Origin of the sequence: uncultured Methanobrevibacter sp., assembly GCF_947170395.1 — an archaeon.
Classification (GTDB): domain Archaea; phylum Methanobacteriota; class Methanobacteria; order Methanobacteriales; family Methanobacteriaceae; genus Methanocatella.
Map to the genome: position 1 here is coordinate 1 of NZ_CAMVTE010000011.1, position 17,801 is coordinate 17,801.

Annotated in this window: 20 protein-coding genes; 17 read left to right on the forward strand and 3 right to left on the reverse strand. The window is 38.6% G+C overall.

The annotated features are described in order from the left end of the window. Positions 1-76 precede the first annotated feature (76 nt). From Q0W04_RS04335 to Q0W04_RS04395, 13 genes are all read left to right on the forward strand, one after another. Positions 77-940 carry a hypothetical protein gene (locus Q0W04_RS04335; protein WP_298500780.1) on the forward strand — a complete coding sequence of 288 codons (864 nt, stop codon included), beginning with the start codon at positions 77-79 and terminating at the stop codon, positions 938-940. 243 nt (positions 941-1,183) lie between these two features. Further along, positions 1,184-2,698, forward strand: coding sequence for a TIR domain-containing protein (locus Q0W04_RS04340; protein ID WP_298500783.1), 1,515 nt, complete (start codon positions 1,184-1,186; stop codon positions 2,696-2,698). 193 nt (positions 2,699-2,891) lie between these two features. Next, a complete protein-coding gene (locus Q0W04_RS04345; protein ID WP_298500785.1) occupies positions 2,892-3,464 on the forward strand; it encodes an XRE family transcriptional regulator in 573 nt (190 codons plus the stop codon). A gap of 154 nt (positions 3,465-3,618) precedes the next feature. Beyond that, on the forward strand, positions 3,619-5,283 hold the full coding sequence (locus Q0W04_RS04350; protein WP_298500787.1) for an AMP-binding protein: 1,665 nt from the start codon (positions 3,619-3,621) through the stop codon (positions 5,281-5,283). Positions 5,284-5,654: 371 nt separating this feature from the next. Further along, positions 5,655-6,179, forward strand: coding sequence for a hypothetical protein (locus Q0W04_RS04355; RefSeq protein ID WP_298500789.1), 525 nt, complete (start codon positions 5,655-5,657; stop codon positions 6,177-6,179). Positions 6,180-6,273: 94 nt separating this feature from the next. Next, complete coding sequence (locus Q0W04_RS04360) at positions 6,274-6,621, forward strand: hypothetical protein (protein WP_298500791.1); 348 nt, start codon at positions 6,274-6,276, stop codon at positions 6,619-6,621. A gap of 100 nt (positions 6,622-6,721) precedes the next feature. After that, positions 6,722-7,027, forward strand: coding sequence for a hypothetical protein (locus Q0W04_RS04365; RefSeq protein WP_298500793.1), 306 nt, complete (start codon positions 6,722-6,724; stop codon positions 7,025-7,027). Positions 7,028-7,123: 96 nt separating this feature from the next. Next, the gene (locus tag Q0W04_RS04370; protein ID WP_298500795.1) at positions 7,124-8,122 is read left to right on the forward strand and encodes a tetratricopeptide repeat protein; all 999 of its coding nucleotides are present in this window, start codon (positions 7,124-7,126) and stop codon (positions 8,120-8,122) included. A gap of 41 nt (positions 8,123-8,163) precedes the next feature. After that, entirely contained in the window at positions 8,164-10,011 is a 1,848-nt protein-coding gene (locus tag Q0W04_RS04375) for a toll/interleukin-1 receptor domain-containing protein (RefSeq protein WP_298500797.1), read from the forward strand. A 35-nt stretch (positions 10,012-10,046) separates the two neighbouring features. Then, positions 10,047-11,966 (forward strand): toll/interleukin-1 receptor domain-containing protein, encoded by a 1,920-nt coding sequence (locus Q0W04_RS04380; protein WP_298500799.1) that lies wholly within the window; start codon positions 10,047-10,049, stop codon positions 11,964-11,966. A gap of 63 nt (positions 11,967-12,029) precedes the next feature. Continuing rightward, positions 12,030-12,302 (forward strand): helix-turn-helix domain-containing protein, encoded by a 273-nt coding sequence (locus tag Q0W04_RS04385; protein WP_298500801.1) that lies wholly within the window; start codon positions 12,030-12,032, stop codon positions 12,300-12,302. Between the two features lie 5 nt (positions 12,303-12,307). Further along, on the forward strand, positions 12,308-12,685 hold the full coding sequence (locus Q0W04_RS04390) for a hypothetical protein (RefSeq protein ID WP_298500803.1): 378 nt from the start codon (positions 12,308-12,310) through the stop codon (positions 12,683-12,685). A 4-nt stretch (positions 12,686-12,689) separates the two neighbouring features. Then, on the forward strand, positions 12,690-12,908 hold the full coding sequence (locus Q0W04_RS04395) for a hypothetical protein (protein WP_298500805.1): 219 nt from the start codon (positions 12,690-12,692) through the stop codon (positions 12,906-12,908). 5 nt (positions 12,909-12,913) lie between these two features. Here the strand turns inward: Q0W04_RS04395 and Q0W04_RS04400 are convergent, their stop codons facing one another. Next, positions 12,914-13,243 (reverse strand): hypothetical protein, encoded by a 330-nt coding sequence (locus tag Q0W04_RS04400; protein WP_298500807.1) that lies wholly within the window; start codon positions 13,241-13,243, stop codon positions 12,914-12,916. Positions 13,244-13,323: 80 nt separating this feature from the next. Here Q0W04_RS04400 and Q0W04_RS04405 point away from each other — a divergent pair, with 80 nt between their 5' ends. Continuing rightward, on the forward strand, positions 13,324-13,968 hold the full coding sequence (locus Q0W04_RS04405) for a zinc-ribbon domain-containing protein (protein ID WP_298500809.1): 645 nt from the start codon (positions 13,324-13,326) through the stop codon (positions 13,966-13,968). Positions 13,969-14,137: 169 nt separating this feature from the next. Here Q0W04_RS04405 and Q0W04_RS04410 read toward each other — a convergent pair whose 3' ends face one another. After that, a complete protein-coding gene (locus Q0W04_RS04410) occupies positions 14,138-15,058 on the reverse strand; it encodes a hypothetical protein (RefSeq protein ID WP_298500811.1) in 921 nt (306 codons plus the stop codon). 392 nt (positions 15,059-15,450) lie between these two features. On the opposite strand from Q0W04_RS04410, the gene Q0W04_RS04415 reads away from it, so the two are divergent. Genes Q0W04_RS04415 through Q0W04_RS04425 form a run of 3 tightly spaced genes read left to right on the forward strand, consistent with a single transcriptional unit; the run spans position 15,451 to position 16,860 of the window. After that, a complete protein-coding gene (locus Q0W04_RS04415; protein ID WP_298500813.1) occupies positions 15,451-16,017 on the forward strand; it encodes an Ig-like domain-containing protein in 567 nt (188 codons plus the stop codon). A 21-nt stretch (positions 16,018-16,038) separates the two neighbouring features. Next, positions 16,039-16,692: a PH domain-containing protein gene (locus tag Q0W04_RS04420; RefSeq protein ID WP_298500816.1), complete on the forward strand. Its 654-nt coding sequence runs from the start codon at positions 16,039-16,041 to the stop codon at positions 16,690-16,692. 27 nt (positions 16,693-16,719) lie between these two features. Then, complete coding sequence (locus Q0W04_RS04425; protein WP_298500818.1) at positions 16,720-16,860, forward strand: hypothetical protein; 141 nt, start codon at positions 16,720-16,722, stop codon at positions 16,858-16,860. Here the strand turns inward: Q0W04_RS04425 and Q0W04_RS04430 are convergent. Then, entirely contained in the window at positions 16,857-17,378 is a 522-nt protein-coding gene (locus Q0W04_RS04430; RefSeq protein ID WP_298500820.1) for a hypothetical protein, read from the reverse strand. The genes Q0W04_RS04425 and Q0W04_RS04430 overlap by 4 nt on opposite strands. Between the last annotated feature and the right edge of the window lie 423 nt (positions 17,379-17,801).

Sequence of the window (17,801 nt, forward strand, 5' to 3'; positions counted from 1 at the left end):
AAATTCATCTCCGACCTACAGAGGTCGGAGTATTCTTTCACATTTAAGATAAAAATATCATTGAGGTTTGAATATAATGGCAAGGCATCAAGTATCACTGATGATTAACAGTACTTTCTATGACATGTTCGCCGAATACCTGCTATTCATCAAAGAAATCTATCCGGAACTACAAAAAATCTGTCAAAAACACGATATTGACCTGATATACAGGGATGTGGCCTTTTCAGTTCCCAAAGAATCCTTCAATAGGGGAATAATACTGCAGGATCTAAGATACATAGATGAGGACAGGACATTCTTCATATGTTTCAGAGCCCAGAAGCTTGGCTGGAGGCCTTGTCCGGTCGATGTTGGACGTATGGTGCTTAATGAATATCCCGAAACTGTTGATTATATCTGCAACGTCTCAATTACAGAGCTTGCAATTATGCATGCGCTCAGGCCATTTGCCAAATGTGTTGATGGAGAAATTACACAGCTTCCACCAGTAAAACACTCTCTTTTTTATTTCAGAAAGCCCGATTATCTTGAAGGCCTGAGTGATGAGCAGAAAAAGGAATATGTGAACCTATCTAATGGAAAGGACAAGGAAGTTCTTGATTTGGAAATTGCTAAAGCAAAGGATTTGATTTTCGACACCAAGGAAGAATTCGAAGACAATGATGAGTGTGACTGCTACATTGACATCAGGGAATATGATTCAAAATGGAGCGATGATTTAAACCAGAAGGACATGATGATGGAATATGTCCGTGAATATGAAAAAATCAACGGGGTTTCTCTCGATTACTTTGTAGGAATTCATAAGGAGTATGTCTGCGAAAAATCCCATGGCGGGCTGTGCGATTTGACCTATGAAAATACAGACCTTAAAGAAGTCATTATTGAAGATATTCTAAATGCACTGAAAATCGAGTTTCCGGAAAACTTCGCATGATTTGAAAGTTTGCTGTCAAATTTTTGACTCCCTCATGCTACTTTTTTTTCAAATGCAGGAGTGTTGGAAGAAATTATCTGATTTTGAACATTTTAATTTTCTCCTTTTGATTTTTAATGACATTTAAATTCAATTTTTAAAGACGGATGGATTGAAAAAAGAAATCAGGAGCTGACTTTTTGACAGTCCAAATTAAATCAACTTTTTATATTATTGTTTTTATATATTTATATAGGGATTATTATGGATATCAACAATCAGCAAGAAACTTTGGAAAGGCCTTTCATAGCTTATGACGGTGATGAACGTTATATTTTTGTGAGTTATGCTCATGCTGACAGGGAATTAATATTTCCTGAGATTACAAAGTTTCATGATGAGGGATATCCAGTCTGGTATGATCAGGGCCTGACAGCAGGTCAGGAATGGGATGAGGAAATTGAGGAAGCCCTGTTGGGTGCATCATTATTAATCGTGTTCATATCCAAGAATTCCATGGCCTCCACCAATGTCGTTGATGAGATAAAATTGGCATTGGAGGAAAAGATTGATGTTGTTCCCATTTATCTTGAAAAAACCAAACTGGCTAAGGGCTTGAAGCTGCGCCTCAGCAATAAACATGCTATTTTTAAATATAACATGCCGGAAAAAGAGTATTTGTATGACTGTTTTAAAGCTTTCAACAAAGCTGAAATACCTCAGATAGAATTTGATGAAGTGCTTGAAGAAAGCGACGATGTTGATGAAGTTAAAACTGGCGATGATTCAGATTTTAATCCTAAAGATGTTCCTCATTCTTATAGGGGTAATGAACCTTATATCTATGTCAGTTACGCTCATCAGGATTGGGATAGTGTTTTTCCAGACATCAAATGCTTCAATGAAATGGGTTATAATGTTTGCTATGATGAGGGTTTGTCAGCCGGTTTTGAATGGGGAGATATCATTGCCGATAAAATAATGAACTCTTCTTTAGTAGTTGTTTTTGTTTCTAAAAACTCAATGGCATCAAAACAAGTTCAGAATGAAATCAGGTTGGCTGTCAGTGAAAATATTGAAGTATTCCAGATTCATATTGAGGAAACGGAATTGCCTTCAGGGCTGAAGTTGCGTCTGGCCAATATGCATTCCATCTCCAAATATTTGATATCCCAGAAGTATTATCGCGCAGAATGCCGAAAAGCTTTTGAAAATGCTCTTCATAATTATGGGGAAAATGATATAATTGAAAGGATGTCTGAAGCTACGATGAAAATACAAGAAAATGCACTTGCAGAGGCATACCGCAGAGAAATTAGCGAAGGAAGAATTCCGGATGAATTCTTTCAAAGACGGGATTATATTTTTAAGATGAAGCCTGCATATGTTAAGACCGCAAGAGATACATTGACAGCTTTAAATTCATGTGATTTTGATGTTGTTGACATTTCCGATGACGGAATTGCTGTTGAAAGTTTTTCAGACATGCAATTGGATTATATGGCAAGATGCATTCATGATTTATGGTGCGAAGATAAAATAAATGAGGGCTGGACATACGGCAGTGAAAAAAATACGGAAAAGCTGACAACTCCATATCTGGTTTCTTGGGAACAGATGCCTCGTGAAGTACAGCAATATGATTTGGATCAAATGAGGGATGTCTTTGACATTGTCAAGTTCGCCGATTTGAAAATAGTGAACAGAGGCAGCGATGATTCTGGAAAAAAAGAAGATTCGTCATTAAAAAGATTCAATATTTTCAGAAAACGAAGATAGCCATTAAAATGTTTTTTGAACATTTATTCTTATTTTTTTTTTAACTGAACATTTTTTTACTATATTATATTTTCTAATTCGTTAAATTAAACAAAAAATCACCATTTTTAAGTTACTTTTAAATATCTTGTTAAATATAGTTATTAATACTTAAATTGTTTTAAGTGTAAATTCAAAAAATTGTGTGAAAAATATGACAAACGAAGATTTTGCAAAAAAAATTAAAGATATCAGAGAAAGACAAGACATGTCTATAGAAGATCTGGCCCAGAGAAGCGGCGTAAAACAGGAAGTCCTTGAAGCTATGGAAGCGGGAGAAGTAATTCCGTCACTCACTCCACTTACCAAAATGGCAAGGGCATTAGGAGTAAGGTTAGGTACATTTCTGGATGACACACCAGAACTCGGACCTGTAGTGACCCGTGGGGGAAAGACAACAAACTCACTTTATTTCTCCGGCCGTGAGGATGTTACAAACGCAACAAACCTTGAGTTCCACTCATTAGGTGCAGGCAAAATAGACAGAAACATAGATCCTTTCATGATTGACATAAAATACGAGGAAGGCGAAAAGGAACTCTCCTCACATGAAGGCGAAGAGTTCATCTACGTTCTTGAAGGTGAAATTGAAGTCATCTACGGAAAGGATACTTTCACAATAGGTGAAGGGGACACAATATTTTATGACTCAGCCGTTCCGCATCACCTGCATGCAGCAAGTGAAAACGACGCTAAGATATTAGCTGTACTCTACACTCCATACTGAGGTTGTTGATATGAGTAAAATAACTTTTAAGCCAAGCATTGACAGATATCACACAGCAGACCTGGATTTACATTTGAACTTGTTGCAATTGGAATTGCATTAATGATTTGCATTTTGGTAAAAGTTATTTTATAAAATATTTTGAGGTGAAAGAATGTCTGAATTATTTACAGAATTACCGCTCGGAAAGTTTTTCGAGTCAATGGTTGAAAAGCAACCAGATCATGAGTTTATCGTTTATCCGGATAGAAATTTAAGATTTACATATAAGGAATTTGACGAAAGAGTAGACAATCTCGCAAAGGGAATGCTCGCTATAGGAATTGAAAAAGGAGACCACGTCGGAATATGGGCAAAAAACGTCCCTGAATGGCTGACCTACATGTTTGCAACCGCAAAGATAGGTGCAACAATCGTTACTGTCAACACAGCTTACCAGTCCCATGAACTTGAATACGTGCTCAAGCAGTCCGACATGAAGGCACTGGCAATGACAGACGGGTTCAGGGATACAAGCTATTTTGACATCATCCACGAACTGGTTCCTGAGATGAAAAACTGCGCAAGGGGAAACCTTGTATCAGAGAAGTTTCCTCGATTGAAATTCATTTTCCACGTTGGTCAGGAAAAGCACCGTGGAATGTACAATACAAACGAGCTCCTGCTTTTGGGAATGAACTATGACGATGAGGAATACCAGAGTGTCAAGGATGCCGTCACACAGCATGACGTAATCAACATGCAGTACACATCAGGAACTGAAGGGTTCCCGAAAGGGGTAATGCTTACATCAAGAAACATTGTCAATGACGGCTATTATATCGGAGAGAACATGAACTACACAGCCGATGACAGGCTTCTTCTCCAGGTGCCTCTTTTCCACTGTTTCGGTACAGTTTTAGGGGTCATGGCTGTAATCACCCACGGTTCAACCATGATTATGCTTGAGGAATACGACCCTCTTCTTGCCATCTCTTCAATCCAAAAGGAAAAGTGCACATCAATCTACGGAGTTCCTACAATGTTTATCGGAATGATGAACCATCCTATGTTTGAAATGTTTGACATGAGCTCACTGCGTACCGGTATCATGGCAGGTTCCACATGTCCGGTCGAAACCATGAAGGACGCCATTGAAAAGATGAACATGAAGGAAATCACCAGCGTATATGGTTTGACCGAAGCTGCTCCGGGCTTTACACAGACCAACGCTTCAGATTCATTCGAGAAAAAGATCAACACTGTAGGGCGTAAGTTCCCCAACATTGAAGTTAAAATCGTCGATCCAGAAACCGGTGAGGAAGTGGGCGTAGGCGAACCCGGCGAGATAATGTGCCGTGGTTTCAACGTCATGAAGGGATACTACAACATGCCTGAGAAAACCGCAGAGACAATCGAGCCTGACGGCTGGCTTCACTCAGGAGACCTTGCAACAGTCGATGAGGACGGCTACTACTCAATTGTAGGACGTATCAAGGACATGATTATCCGTGGAGGGGAAAACATATATCCTCGTGAGATTGAGGAGTTTCTCTTTACCCATGAATGCGTACAGGACGTTCAGGTTGCAGGAATCCCTGATGAAAAGTACGGTGAAATAGTCGGTGCGTTCATCATCAAGGAAGATGGCTTTGATGAGGTAACCGAAGCGGATATCCGTGACTTCTGTATAGGTTCCATTGCAAGATACAAGGTGCCTAAATACGTATTTTTCGTTGATGAGTTCCCTCTTACCACAAGCGGCAAGATCCAAAAGTACAAGCTTGGGGATTTGGGTTTGAAATACCTTGATGAAAGACGTGAAAGAGGAGAATTATAATTCTCTTCAAATTACTTTTTTTTATAATTTTCTTTCAAAAAACGAAAGGTTTATATATTAACTAAAAACATAATTATAATTGTAGTCAAAATTTAGATATAATTAACCACACCATTATATCGACGAAAACTGTCTCTATACGAATTCAACCTGTCAGGGAGATGATAATAATGCCACAAATGTATAAAACTACTGCATGGAGCGTAGTGTTCTTTTAGGATTATCAGTTGCTTAATTGGGTAATCAAACTTAAAATAATCTTTTCACCACTGATTAAGCAACTTTTAATATTTTCACATAAGTAAACTGTAGTGGAATTCGCAAACTTACCTGCCAATGTAAGTTAACCGTCATCATTTAGAGGAAAAAATATGGATAATGTTGCAGATAATAAGTTAAATGTTAAAAGGACAGTTGAAAGGGCCATCAATGGCCATCCGGAGTTTCATTTCTTTGTCGATGAACTCACATCAGACGATTACATGCCGACATATGCGGGCATGGCCGATGAGAAGTACACATACACGGAGATGGACGACGGATTTTTCGAATTCATAAACCGCAAAATAGCATCAGATGGAATATATCTCAGAATCTGCTATCTCACAGGTGAAAGTATAGGCAATGAAGCCGTATTCACCATTGAAATTGCAGGCTCAGAAAAGGTATTCAGGACAACTGAGCTTGACAGCGTTGTGGTTGTTGAAATGGCCGATTATGGAATCAGAATAAGGGGCGATGAGATAACCTTCGGCACAACCGTCGAGGGGGGATGCGAGCATACCCCTTACTTTGCCGAGTTCGGATCCAAAAGGGGCAATGAGACATACCTGTCTTTGGAAAATCCCCTCAACCGATTCATAATGGCTTTGATGGAGGAATTCCTGAAGGTGTAAGTAATTTGCACCTAAGATTTTTTGTGGAGGTGAATATGAAGTAATCCTAACATAACTTTTCAATCGAAGTTGAATTGAGATATTTGAGGTTCATATGTTAGATTTTGAAAGATTCACACAAGAAATTATTGAATTTACAACAAAAGAGACATTAAAGGCAATTGATTGGGGTGTCCTTGATTTGGGACACATTGAAAACTTTGAACTTAAAAAAGTTCTAATTGTAATTGAAAGGCAGCTGACACTGGAGCTTGAAGAAAACTACAGATACAACACAACAGGTATCTTCAGGGTCTTTCGGGCTTGCGGGTTATGGTGCTATGCTGAATATAATTATGTAATCAGGGCGGAAAGCCTGTGTGATTTGAAAAGGATTGTTGAAGGTCAAAACCGCATATGGTATGTCTTTGACGAGGTCCTTTTGAAGGAAATATGGAGGTAGACGTGTTAAACTTAAGGGAACTTGCGAAATTTGTGTTCATGATCGGATATCTGCTGGTGTGTGTTGCATTTGCAAACATGCTGGTTTAGGAGGTGATGATATGGTAGTTTGTCCTAACTGCGCCAAAAAGCTGAGGGATAATTTCAGCTATTGCAGAGTTTGCGGATGTGAAATAGCCGGTGAAAATCCGGCAGGACATCCAACTGAAATATTGAATGTATTTCACGACGGTGATGAGTTCATATATCTCTTTTGTGAGAGGGGAAACCAGGTGGTATTGAGATCATCGTCGATAGAGGATTTAAAGTCCCAGGCCAAATTAAAAAGGTATCCGTGGATTTTAAGGGATAGGGATAAAATCAGCACTGATTTTCAAAGTGCCGGTGAAATCCAAAGCCCGAACTGACTGTTATAACGGTTTGGTCATGTTTTTATTTCACTCCTTTTTTTTCATGGCCTGACCGTATAATATTTTTAGGGGATGTCGCCAAATATAATATCAATGACTTTTCTAGACATCCCCGATGATTTGATTTTAAATAAAACCGATGATAAAACCGAATACGGATTCGGTCTGACTGTTTTTGCTAATGACGATAAGCTAAGGTTTCAAATTGGGGATGAATCAACCTCATGGATTGGTTTCGGCGATGGATTTTTAAAAAGAATCAGATTTGGAATGCTTAACCGCTGCTTTTTGGCAAAACATCTCCAAAAGGAAATCGAGATTAAAAACATTCTGGATTCAGGACGTGGCTTTCTTGAGCGCGAAAGCTATTTAAAAGCCATTGAATGCTTTGATGAGGTAATATATTACGATAAAAACTATGGCGAAGCGCTTCTTTTAAAGTCTAGGGCGCTTTTTGGCCAAAGACATTTTGTAAAGGCTTTAAGGTATTACAAAAAAGCAATACGTGCAGATGCCAACCTCAAAGACATTGACTATCACAAGCTGCTTTTGAAAAAATCCTCCAAGGAGCGTGACGGCTTTCCAAAAATCAAGCTCCAGATATTCACCGGCGATGAGTATTTCTCACGCAGAAATTACCAGATGGCCATTGAAAACTACAACAGGGCACTTGAAAATCCCTCCGCCTTCAAATCAAAGATTCTCTACAAGCTTTTAAACAAAAAGGCAACTGCTCTTTTTCACCTTTCAAGGTTTGACGAGGCTCTTGAATGCTTTAAAAGATCACTTGATTTTCGAAGCAATGATTATGCACATTACATGTGCGGTTTTTGCGAGCACTCCCTGGGTTTGCCTTTGGATGAGGGCTTTAAAAGGCCTCTTGATATCACCAAATCCCAGAAGCTTTGCCAGGCACTGATTTTAAATGAATCCAAATTCCACGCAGATGCAATCATATGCATAGATGACCTGCTTGAAGGTCATTTCGCCTGTGACAAAATCCATTTCATCGCACTTTCATGCAAGATATCTGCAATGGAATCTCTTGGTATGGATGTACAAAGGGAAATTGATTTGCTTGAGAGATTATGACATACGAAATTATTTATAACATTTTTTAGATATTTACTTGTATGGGACTATTTGACAAGGTATTTAAAAAAAGCCATAAGGTCTATATAAGCTATGATGACAATGACCTGGACATTGCAGATGACGTCTGCAGAGCCCTTGAGGCCAATGATATTTACTGCTGGTATAAAGACAGGGATATGGATAATGCTGGTTCTATTGGTGAGATTATAAATGCATTGGAGAAATCCAAACTCCTTGTTGTGATTTACTCAAAAGATTCGCTTAATTCCAATTTTGTTCAAAACGAAATTGATACGGCATTTTCAAGGGGCATTCCCATACTGTCTTATAGAATTGACGAATCAGACCTCGAAGGAGGTTTGAAATTCTTTTTAAGAGGTCAATATTGGGTAGATGCATCCGCAATTCCTAAAGGCAAGTTGGATAAGCTTGCAAGTGATGCCTCAAAGCTTTTAAAAAACATTCCTATACCGTCAGGATTCGCACCTGACAGTCCGGAACCTATGGGCGGCGGTGAAAATCATGTATTCATTTCATATTCAAGTGTTGACAGCAAAATTGCCGATGAGGTTTATGCGTTTCTTTTAAAAAATGATATAAAATGCTGGATGGCTCCCCACAGCATTGAAAGCGGTCTGAGTTATACTGAACAGATTGCAAAAGCAATAGACAATGCTAATCTTGTGGTTCTTATAGGTACAAAATACGCTTATGAGTCCAAATATGTCAAACAGGAAATAAAAATGGCTTATCGGAAAAGCAGCGAGATAATCCATTATATGGCCGATGACATTTTTCCGGAGGATGAGATGGGATTCATGTTAAACAATTGCTATACGCTCGATGCGTATTCCCATCCTGATGGCCGTCTCGACGGCCTCCTGGGTGACATAAAAATATTATTGAAGAAGCAGGACAGTTTGGATTTGGCAGATGAGACAGCTGCCACTCAAAGCTATGAATCATTCAGCGAAGATTATGATAAAAGTCTCTTTAAAGGATTGAATTTCTACATTGCTTATGATGATGAGGATTCATCAGTTGCCGAAGATGTCTGCAGTGTTTTTGAGTCAAACGGCATTAAATGCTGGATGAAAGGCCGTGACGTTGGTGTGGAAAATCTTACTGATAAGATATTTGATGCGATAAACAGAGCGGATTTGATGGTGCTTATATCCTCAAGACATTCCAATAATTCCAATTTCATTGCCACTGAAGTTAACCTTGCGTTCACATCACAAGTTCCGATGATCATCTTTAAAATAGATGAATCCGATTTCGGAGCTATTGAATTTTTTGTTGCAAATAAACGCCAGATTCAGGCATCAAACAATCCGTCTGAGAAATTCAAACAGCTTTTCGATGATTCCTTAAAGATTTTAGACATTAAACCGGACCCAAAACCTGTGAGCGTGCCGGAACCTGTTTTGGATGATACATCATCTTTAAAAAAGCCTTTCAAAGCTTACAGTGGTGATAAGCCGTTCATTTTCATCAGCTATGCCCACAAGGATGCTGCACTGGTGTTTGGAGATATCAAAAGATTTCATGATGAGGGCTATCCGATCTGGTATGACCAGGGACTTACTCCTGGCCAGGAATGGGATGATGAAATCGCCCAGGCATTAATAGACTGTTCCCTTCTGGTTGTATTCATTTCCAGAAATTCCATGGCTTCCAAAAATGTTCAGGATGAAATCAAGATGGCCCTAAACAGGGACATTGACATTGTACCGATTTATTTTGAAGAGGCAAAGCTTCCTCCGGCACTGGAATTGCGTCTGAGCAACAAGCACGCCATCATGAAATATATGGCCCATGATTCCGATTACATCGACGAGTGCTTTAAGGCATTCAGAAATGCAAGGATAGATAAGGTCCGCTAGGTTAATTATATATGCCTAAAAATTAAACTATTTTTATGGGATTATTTGACAGGGTTTTAGGAAAGAACAAAAAGCAAGATGGTGAAAGGCATACTCAGGTGAGTTTTGATGATAACAGCCCCGGCGGGCATGATATTTTCATATCATATTCCACTAGGGATAAGGACATTGCCGATGCCGTCTGTCATCTTTTGGAGCAAAACGGTCATGAATGCTGGATAGCTCCAAGAAATATCAAATCCGGTGAAAACTATGCTCCTCAGATAAATGATGCGATAAAAAGTGCAAGGCTTTTTGTTTTAATATATTCAAGAAATGCTCAGGAATCTAATTTTGTAAAAAATGAAGTTGGAATTGCCTATCAAAATGGAATAGCTCTTCTACCGTTTATGATTGATGAGTCTCTTCCTGAAGATGACTTTAAAATCTATTTAAAAAACATACATTGGATTTCCGCATTTCCAGATGTCGAAAACCATTTTGAGGAGCTAGTATTGACTGTTGAGCAATTATCAAAACCTTCTGAAATTCAGACTGCTTCTCTTCCGGCCTATCAGCAGGACCATATCCACATAATATATTCCACCCGAGACAAACAGATTGCCGATAGGGTCTGTTATGATTTGGAGCAGAACGGTTTTCGATGCTGGATTGCCCCTCGTGACATTCTGGCAGGTAAGAACTATGCCATTCAACTCAATGATTCAATAAAAAACGCATCTTTGGCTCTTCTGATTTTTTCCAAACATTCGATGGAATCGGAGTTTGCAAACAACGAGGTATCCGTAGCCTTTGAAAATAATGTTCCGATTATTTCATTTAAGATTGACGATCACATGCCTGAAGGCAACATGAGCTTTTATCTCACGTTCCAGAATTGGCTTGAGGCATATCCTGATCCGGAAAGAGTTTTACCGACACTGGTAGAGGATGTTGGCAAATTATTGGATTTGCGCAAAAGCGAATCTGATTTGAAGGTTTTAAATGACAAATCATCCTTAAATGAATGCATTGATGAAATTAAAAATATGGATTTTGCCCGTTTCAGGACAATGCATGATAACCGCCATCTTGGAGGCGTTAAGATTTTCATATCCTACAGCGAGCATGATGCGGGTCTTGCAGAGGAAATGTGCCGTGGTTTTGAGGCTTTAAACGCTCAATGCTGGTTTAAAGACAGGGATTATATGGGCGGTGATGCCTCCCAAATTATTCATGCAATAGATGAGTCCGATTTGATGATTGTGATATATTCCGGACATTCAAAGGATTCAGGCTTTGTTGCAAGTGAGGTTAATATTGCATTTAAAGAGGAGATTCCTATCTTTGCTTTTGCAATCGATGAATCCGAGCTTGACGGAAATCTCAAGTTCTTTTTGGAAAACAAGCAATGGATTAATGCTTATCCTGACTGTCACGCCAAATCACAACAGCTGTTTTCGGATTGTCTAAAGCTGTTGGGCACAGAGCAAAGTTCCGGTGAGGCGGATGATTCATCCCTTCTTAAAAAACCTTTCAAGGCATACAAGGGCGACGAGCCGTTCATTTTCATAAGCTATGCTCACAGGGATGCCCAACTGGTATTTTCCGAAATCAGACGTTTCCATGATGAGGGCTATCCAATCTGGTATGACCAGGGCCTTACTCCAGGCCAGGAATGGGATGATGAAATAGCTCTGGCGCTTATCGGATGTTCTCTGCTTGTCGTTTTCATTTCCAAAAATTCAATGGCATCAAAAAATGTCCATGATGAAATCAAGATGGCCTTAAACAGGGACATTGACATTGTTCCGATATACCTTGAAAAGACGGAACTTCCTCCGGCACTTGAGCTTAGATTAAGCACCAAACAGGCAATCAGAAAATACAATTACGATTCGGATGATTACCTTTCAGACTGTTTCAAGGCATTCGACAAGGCAGGAATTCCAAAAATTGATTTCAATGATGATTAGCCTGACTTTTTTCGGCAAAATATTTATATCTTGTTATTAACATAATACACATTAGGTGTTAAAATGGATGACGAGATGTTAGTAAAATTGGCTTATATAAATATTTCTTCCTACAGGGCAAAGGCCACAAAATCACTTAAGGATACCGTAAAGACTCCAACCGAGGTTTCAAAGGATACAGGAATCAGAAGAAACCACATATCAAAGGTTCTTCGTGAGCTTAAGGAATCTGGCGTGGCCGAATGCATCAACGAGGAGGCGCACAGGGGAAGGCTTTACAGGCTTACAAGCATCGGCGAAGAGATTGTTGATGATGTTGTTCCCCACGAAAAATAGATAAAATGAAGTTTTCGGGATTTTTGAACGTTTATCTGATGGATGATTTGAGCTGGAAGTATGTCTTCGGCGAAAAGTCACATGCTGCAGACAATCTTAGGGACCTGGAATTTCTGGTCAGAATGCACGGACTTAAATGGTCTGTTCTGGATGAGGATTTGGCCCGCAGGTCTCTTGAAGAGGACAGGGCAAACTTCGCGGGCTTTCATAAGGTCTACCGTGACGGCGAGTTCTGGTGCTACAGAGGCTCTGATTTGAAATCGCACAGCCTTCAGACATTAAAGAAAAGAGTTTTTGACTGTAATCTTGACTGGAAGGTGACAGATTCTGAATTGGCCGATATAAACTGGAAACTTGATTTGCGAAAGTTCAAAAAGAGGTGATTGAGTGGGAATATGTCCGAGATGCGGCAGCTTTGTCGATGAGGGAGAGCCGTACTGTTCCGATTGCAGTTACGTTTTCTCATCTTCGCAGGATGACTTGGATCATGACCGTGACAGACTTGAGGAAGTTTTAGGCGATTGGGGATATGACATGTATGATTTTGAAAATGACCTGATTGATCCCGATGATCTTGAAGAGATACTAGACGAAATACGCTTCTAGATGTCTCAGTTGAGATTTCTAATCACCAGAGTGTCGTTTCTCTCAAAAGCATAGGCCTCCTGTAAGAGAATATGATTGTTTTTTTCAAACCATCTGCAGAAGACGTCTTCAAGAATGTCCTTTCGCTCGGGGGATGTGAATACTGTAATTAGAATCTCATCATAAGTTCTTTTTTTCCAGTGGCTTTTGACATTTTGTGTATAAAATCCGTCAAAGCCGTTTTCGTTGAGGTTTTCAAACAGTTCATCAATGACCGTTTCGATATTTATGGGAATCACTTCTTCTTTTTCAAATTTGTACAGCGGAATGTGGAGAACATACTTTTCACTTAACATCAAAATCACCTGATGGAAATTGTTATTAACTTGATAATAGAAATATATGATTTAGATATAATTTAAATTCAGTGATATAAATGCATTTTGAAAATGAACTTTATGTGTTAAAAGGAAGAATTGAAAAGGCTCAGGACATTGAAGAGCTTAACTACTTGAGACTGACAAACGAAAAGAAATACTGGTGGACCAGCATATTCGTTGTAGGACTTTTCTATGCATTGAACGGTGATGTGGGAAAGATGATCATTTCCTGGATTCTATCAGTTTTCACATTGGGAATATACGGATTGTACATAATCTACACCAGTTATAAGGATGAAGAGGAGTTCAACAACCAGATGGAATACTATATTCTGCAAAGGACCAAGGAACTGAAAGGAAATGCCGGTACAACTTCCCGTGCAAGCCCTCAAACCAATCAGGAAACAGTCATTCCTGAAGATACCTTTAACTGTCCAAGTTGCGGATTTGAACTGTCCGAATCACTCAAGTTCTGTCCAAACTGCGGAAGCAAGGTGGAACCTCCTAAAGACCAGATTAACTTCTGTACCGAATGCGGTGCCAAGGTAAAGCCTGAAGCAAAATTCTGCCATGAATGCGGAAACATACTCAACGATGAGGAAGTTAGCGACGTTGAGTCAGAACCAATCGAAATCGAGCCGACACCACAGATTGAAGCCACCGAGACAATCCAGCTTCCAGGTCCGGATGACGGCGAGTAATAATTCTTTTAAATAGTCCTTAGGGGCTATTCTTTTTTAATATTTCTTTTTTTTGATAAGATTAGTTGAAATCTTAATGTATTATGTTTTTTTTAAATTGCAGGTTTATCTAAAATCATTGGGTTTTGTTTTAAAAAAATAAAAATAGAAAAACCTTAAGATGTGGGACTTAAAGCTTTCTTTTAAGTTGTTCAATATGGTCGATGGACAAACCGGTCAAACGGGAAATAACCTCCACATCGATTCCTTCCCGAAGGGCATTTTTGGCAATTTCTATATTTCTCTCGATAATGCCGTCGGCTTTTCCATCGAAATAGTACACATCGAATCCAGGGCCGTGTTGTGAAATGATTTCGGCAATCTTTGGATTTTCTGTTTCCGGTATTAACATTTGAACCATACCTGACAATTCTTCCTTAGCAAAAAATCTTTTAAGCACGCTTATTTCGCAAAGTATAATGTCATTTTTGAAATTATCATCTGGAATATTTGCATTGGCAATCAAAAAGCAAATAACTCTCATTAATGCTTTAATTGGCATTTCAATATCCATATCTGGCAATATTAGTAAATCTATTGCCTCTTTGTTGGATAATTCCTCATGTGTTATTACTTTGTTGATTAAAGTACTTAAAATTTCTTCCCCATTCATTTCTTGGGTAAAGATGAAATCTGGATGAAAGTTAATATTGAACTTTATTTCCACATTTTTCTTTCCCCTATTTGGATTGCTGGTATTGATTACGCCAGTGCGTATAGGATATCCATTGTTATTTTTATCGCAACGTAGGGATTCGTGATAATCAAACATATTTTCCAAATTATCCTCATAAACGGGGTATGATTGAAATTCAACATCCCAAATACAGTCATCTACTTTGCAAGTAATATCTCTTCTTTTTGCACTAATCGGTATTTCAGTATCAAGAAATGATATGTTTTCACCTTTGCCAAAGAAGTATCTGTGAAATTCAATTCCTAAACGCTTGTACATGAATTTATAAGATTTGTCAGTAGGTTGATGAATATTTTTACCCATAACAATTCTTACAATAATTTTAATCTCAGCTAAGATTAAATGTCTAGACAATCCATATATTGTATTTCAAAGTATTTAAATCGTTTAGTTAGAAATTAAAGCAATTTATGGTAGATAAATCAATATTGTAGTGAGATATGATATTTTTCATAAGGTAAAAAAATTATGTGGTTGAGCAGGTTAGGTGTTGTTTTCGATAATGAATGTTAAAAAAAGGTAAAATTGGGATTTATGATAATTACTTTTTGATGTAATATATATCATACATCGATTATAGGGTTATGGAGACTCAAAGAAAAAATAAGTTGGTTTTTAAAAACTGTTTAAGAGGTGATGGTTGTGACAGCAATTGCTATATTTGTCGCAGGATTATATAAAACTTTTGTTTTTGTGCAACTTTTATATGATTTATGTTACAAAATATGTATAGAAAAGGTGATATGATGGAGAAAAACAGACTGATAATTATTGCATTGGTAGTGGTTATAGTTGCCCTTCTGGCCGGCGTGGCGGTGATGATGTCAGTAACCCCGAAACAGAACACCGTTTTGACCTTTGAAGGCGAAGCCACAATAACCGAAGGCGGTTCAATCAGAATTCATCTCACAGATGAAAACGCAACTGCCATTTCAAACCAGACTGTAAACATTACATTTACAGACGCTAACAGGACAGCCTCATACTACTCAGTGGTAACAGATGAAAACGGAACAGGCGAACTTAAGCTTGACAAGGCCGCAGGAGATTATAATGTGACTGCAAGCTATGGCGGAAGCGACAAGTACAACCCTTCAAATGCAACCGAAGGCTTAACAGTTGAAGCGGAAGTGGTTCAGGCTCCTCAGCCGGCACAGTCATCAGGAAATGAACTGTATTATGATGCTGACATTAACGTTTACTACAACAGCGACGGCGTAATTGTTGATCCCGACGGATTGCACGGTCAGGGAGTTGGAACAAGCTACCGTGAGGCACGCCAGCATTACGAATCCGGAGACGGAATGGAATAGATATTTAAAGTAGGTGATAATATGGTAAAATATTGTAGAAACTGCGGGTCTAAGCTCAATGACGATTCGGTTTTCTGTGACGAATGCGGAACCAGAATCGGCGAAGCATCACCCGGCATAAACAGCCTCTTTCAGTCATACAAAATCGACATGATGGAAGGGGAATTTGTAATAAGACAGTCCCAGATACATGAAGGTTGTCTGATTCTTCCGGCAGCAGTATTTGCTTTGGGTATACTTATAGGGTTTTTGAATCTGATTCTTGCAATAAGCTATTTTTTAAATCCTTTTTTGGGATTTTTAAGCTTTTTCAATCTCTTCACAATCGTCGGTGTAATATGGTTTATCATCAGGTTCATCGGATATAAGACAAACGATCTGATTTTGACAAACAAAAGGGTATTCGGAAAATGCGGTCTGATTTCAACAACACAGATGCAGAGCCCTCTAAACAAAATAGATACTGTTTCTTATTCCAACGGAATTATTGGAAAGCTTATAGGTTACGGTACCGTCAGGATATCCACAACCTCAACAACATTCAAGTTCCGCTTCATACGTGACGGCCAGACATTCTATAACGACATTTTCAATCAGCTTGAAGCTTCTGCAGTTGAAAGCAGAAATCTCGATGCAAAGGCAATTGTCGATGCCATGGAAGAAAAATTAAGTTAGGGGTTTAAAACCCCATTTTTTGATATTATGACAAAACAATGCTTTTTTTGCAGCTATCCCAACTCTGACAGTGCTACCAGATGCATCAACTGCGGGCTGGAGCTTGTCAAGTACTGGGACAAGTCAGGCGGTAGGCCAAAGCTTGTAGATATACGAAAAAAAGGTTAGACTTGCTCTTCTTTATTTTTGATAACATCCTCAATCGTGTAACAGTCGCTGTTTTTAGCCATTGCAAGTTCAATCTGGAATGTGATGATGTCATTGAAAAGCAGGTTTTCATGTATTACATCCTTGAATTCGCTTATTAGTCTGTCAAACTGACATGTTCTTCTAAGCAAATCCGCCTTAATCAGTTTAAGGTTTTCTTTTTCTTTTTCGCTTTCAGGAATGATTTTATCGATTGATTTCAATGCCATTTCTCTCATCTTTAAGGCAAGACTGTCGGCTGAATCGTCGCATGTCCATGCGCAGTGAAGAAGTGATAGAAACTCAGATCCTGAGTCATGCTCCTTTTTTGAAATCATGTAATGTCTGTAGAACCTTTTGGATAGGCCGGATACAAACTCATTTCCTTCGCATGTCAGATATTCTTCTGTTTTTAAAAAATCCTTTGACACTTCAAGTTTGTTTTCAAGTCTGCCGGCAACATAACCGCAGTGAGGACATTCGACAAGCCATGTTGACATTGTGCTTCTCTGCATTTCGGGTGGTCTCAGGTCAAGGTCAGGATATCCTCATGTGTTTGTGCTTGAAAGCACAGGCTGCATACTGGTTTTGCCGCAAACGGCACATTTACTTTCAAAATCTCTAATGATGGTCATGGTTTAATGAAGGTTTGAGGTTGTATTTAACCTTTGTTATTATTAAGTTATGCACAACTTATTATTTTTACCGGTATTTAACTCACTTTGCAAACCACCAATTCAAACTTATCTTAAATCACATTAACGGTTGATAATTCAAACATTAACAATAATAACTATTGAAAATATTTGACCTAACTTCAACATTTTCAATTCTACATTTAAAATCATATAAATTTAATCACCTCATCTACATCAAATCCTATCAATTTAATTAGAAGTACTTCCAATAGTATAACAACAAAC

Coding starts and splice junctions, on each gene's coding strand:
- Q0W04_RS04355 (WP_298500789.1), top strand. CDS start 5,655: ATGGATAATGTTGCAGATAATAAGTTAAATGTTAAAAGGACAGTTGAA.
- Q0W04_RS04420 (WP_298500816.1), top strand. CDS start 16,039: ATGGTAAAATATTGTAGAAACTGCGGGTCTAAGCTCAATGACGATTCG.
- Q0W04_RS04405 (WP_298500809.1), top strand. CDS start 13,324: ATGCATTTTGAAAATGAACTTTATGTGTTAAAAGGAAGAATTGAAAAG.
- Q0W04_RS04415 (WP_298500813.1), top strand. CDS start 15,451: ATGGAGAAAAACAGACTGATAATTATTGCATTGGTAGTGGTTATAGTT.
- Q0W04_RS04360 (WP_298500791.1), top strand. CDS start 6,274: ATGTTAGATTTTGAAAGATTCACACAAGAAATTATTGAATTTACAACA.
- Q0W04_RS04375 (WP_298500797.1), top strand. CDS start 8,164: ATGGGACTATTTGACAAGGTATTTAAAAAAAGCCATAAGGTCTATATA.
- Q0W04_RS04345 (WP_298500785.1), top strand. CDS start 2,892: ATGACAAACGAAGATTTTGCAAAAAAAATTAAAGATATCAGAGAAAGA.
- Q0W04_RS04365 (WP_298500793.1), top strand. CDS start 6,722: ATGGTAGTTTGTCCTAACTGCGCCAAAAAGCTGAGGGATAATTTCAGC.
- Q0W04_RS04350 (WP_298500787.1), top strand. CDS start 3,619: ATGTCTGAATTATTTACAGAATTACCGCTCGGAAAGTTTTTCGAGTCA.
- Q0W04_RS04335 (WP_298500780.1), top strand. CDS start 77: ATGGCAAGGCATCAAGTATCACTGATGATTAACAGTACTTTCTATGAC.
- Q0W04_RS04425 (WP_298500818.1), top strand. CDS start 16,720: ATGACAAAACAATGCTTTTTTTGCAGCTATCCCAACTCTGACAGTGCT.
- Q0W04_RS04400 (WP_298500807.1), bottom strand. CDS start 13,243: ATGTTAAGTGAAAAGTATGTTCTCCACATTCCGCTGTACAAATTTGAA.
- Q0W04_RS04340 (WP_298500783.1), top strand. CDS start 1,184: ATGGATATCAACAATCAGCAAGAAACTTTGGAAAGGCCTTTCATAGCT.
- Q0W04_RS04390 (WP_298500803.1), top strand. CDS start 12,308: ATGAAGTTTTCGGGATTTTTGAACGTTTATCTGATGGATGATTTGAGC.
- Q0W04_RS04380 (WP_298500799.1), top strand. CDS start 10,047: ATGGGATTATTTGACAGGGTTTTAGGAAAGAACAAAAAGCAAGATGGT.
- Q0W04_RS04430 (WP_298500820.1), bottom strand. CDS start 17,378: ATGTCAACATGGCTTGTCGAATGTCCTCACTGCGGTTATGTTGCCGGC.
- Q0W04_RS04385 (WP_298500801.1), top strand. CDS start 12,030: ATGGATGACGAGATGTTAGTAAAATTGGCTTATATAAATATTTCTTCC.
- Q0W04_RS04370 (WP_298500795.1), top strand. CDS start 7,124: ATGACTTTTCTAGACATCCCCGATGATTTGATTTTAAATAAAACCGAT.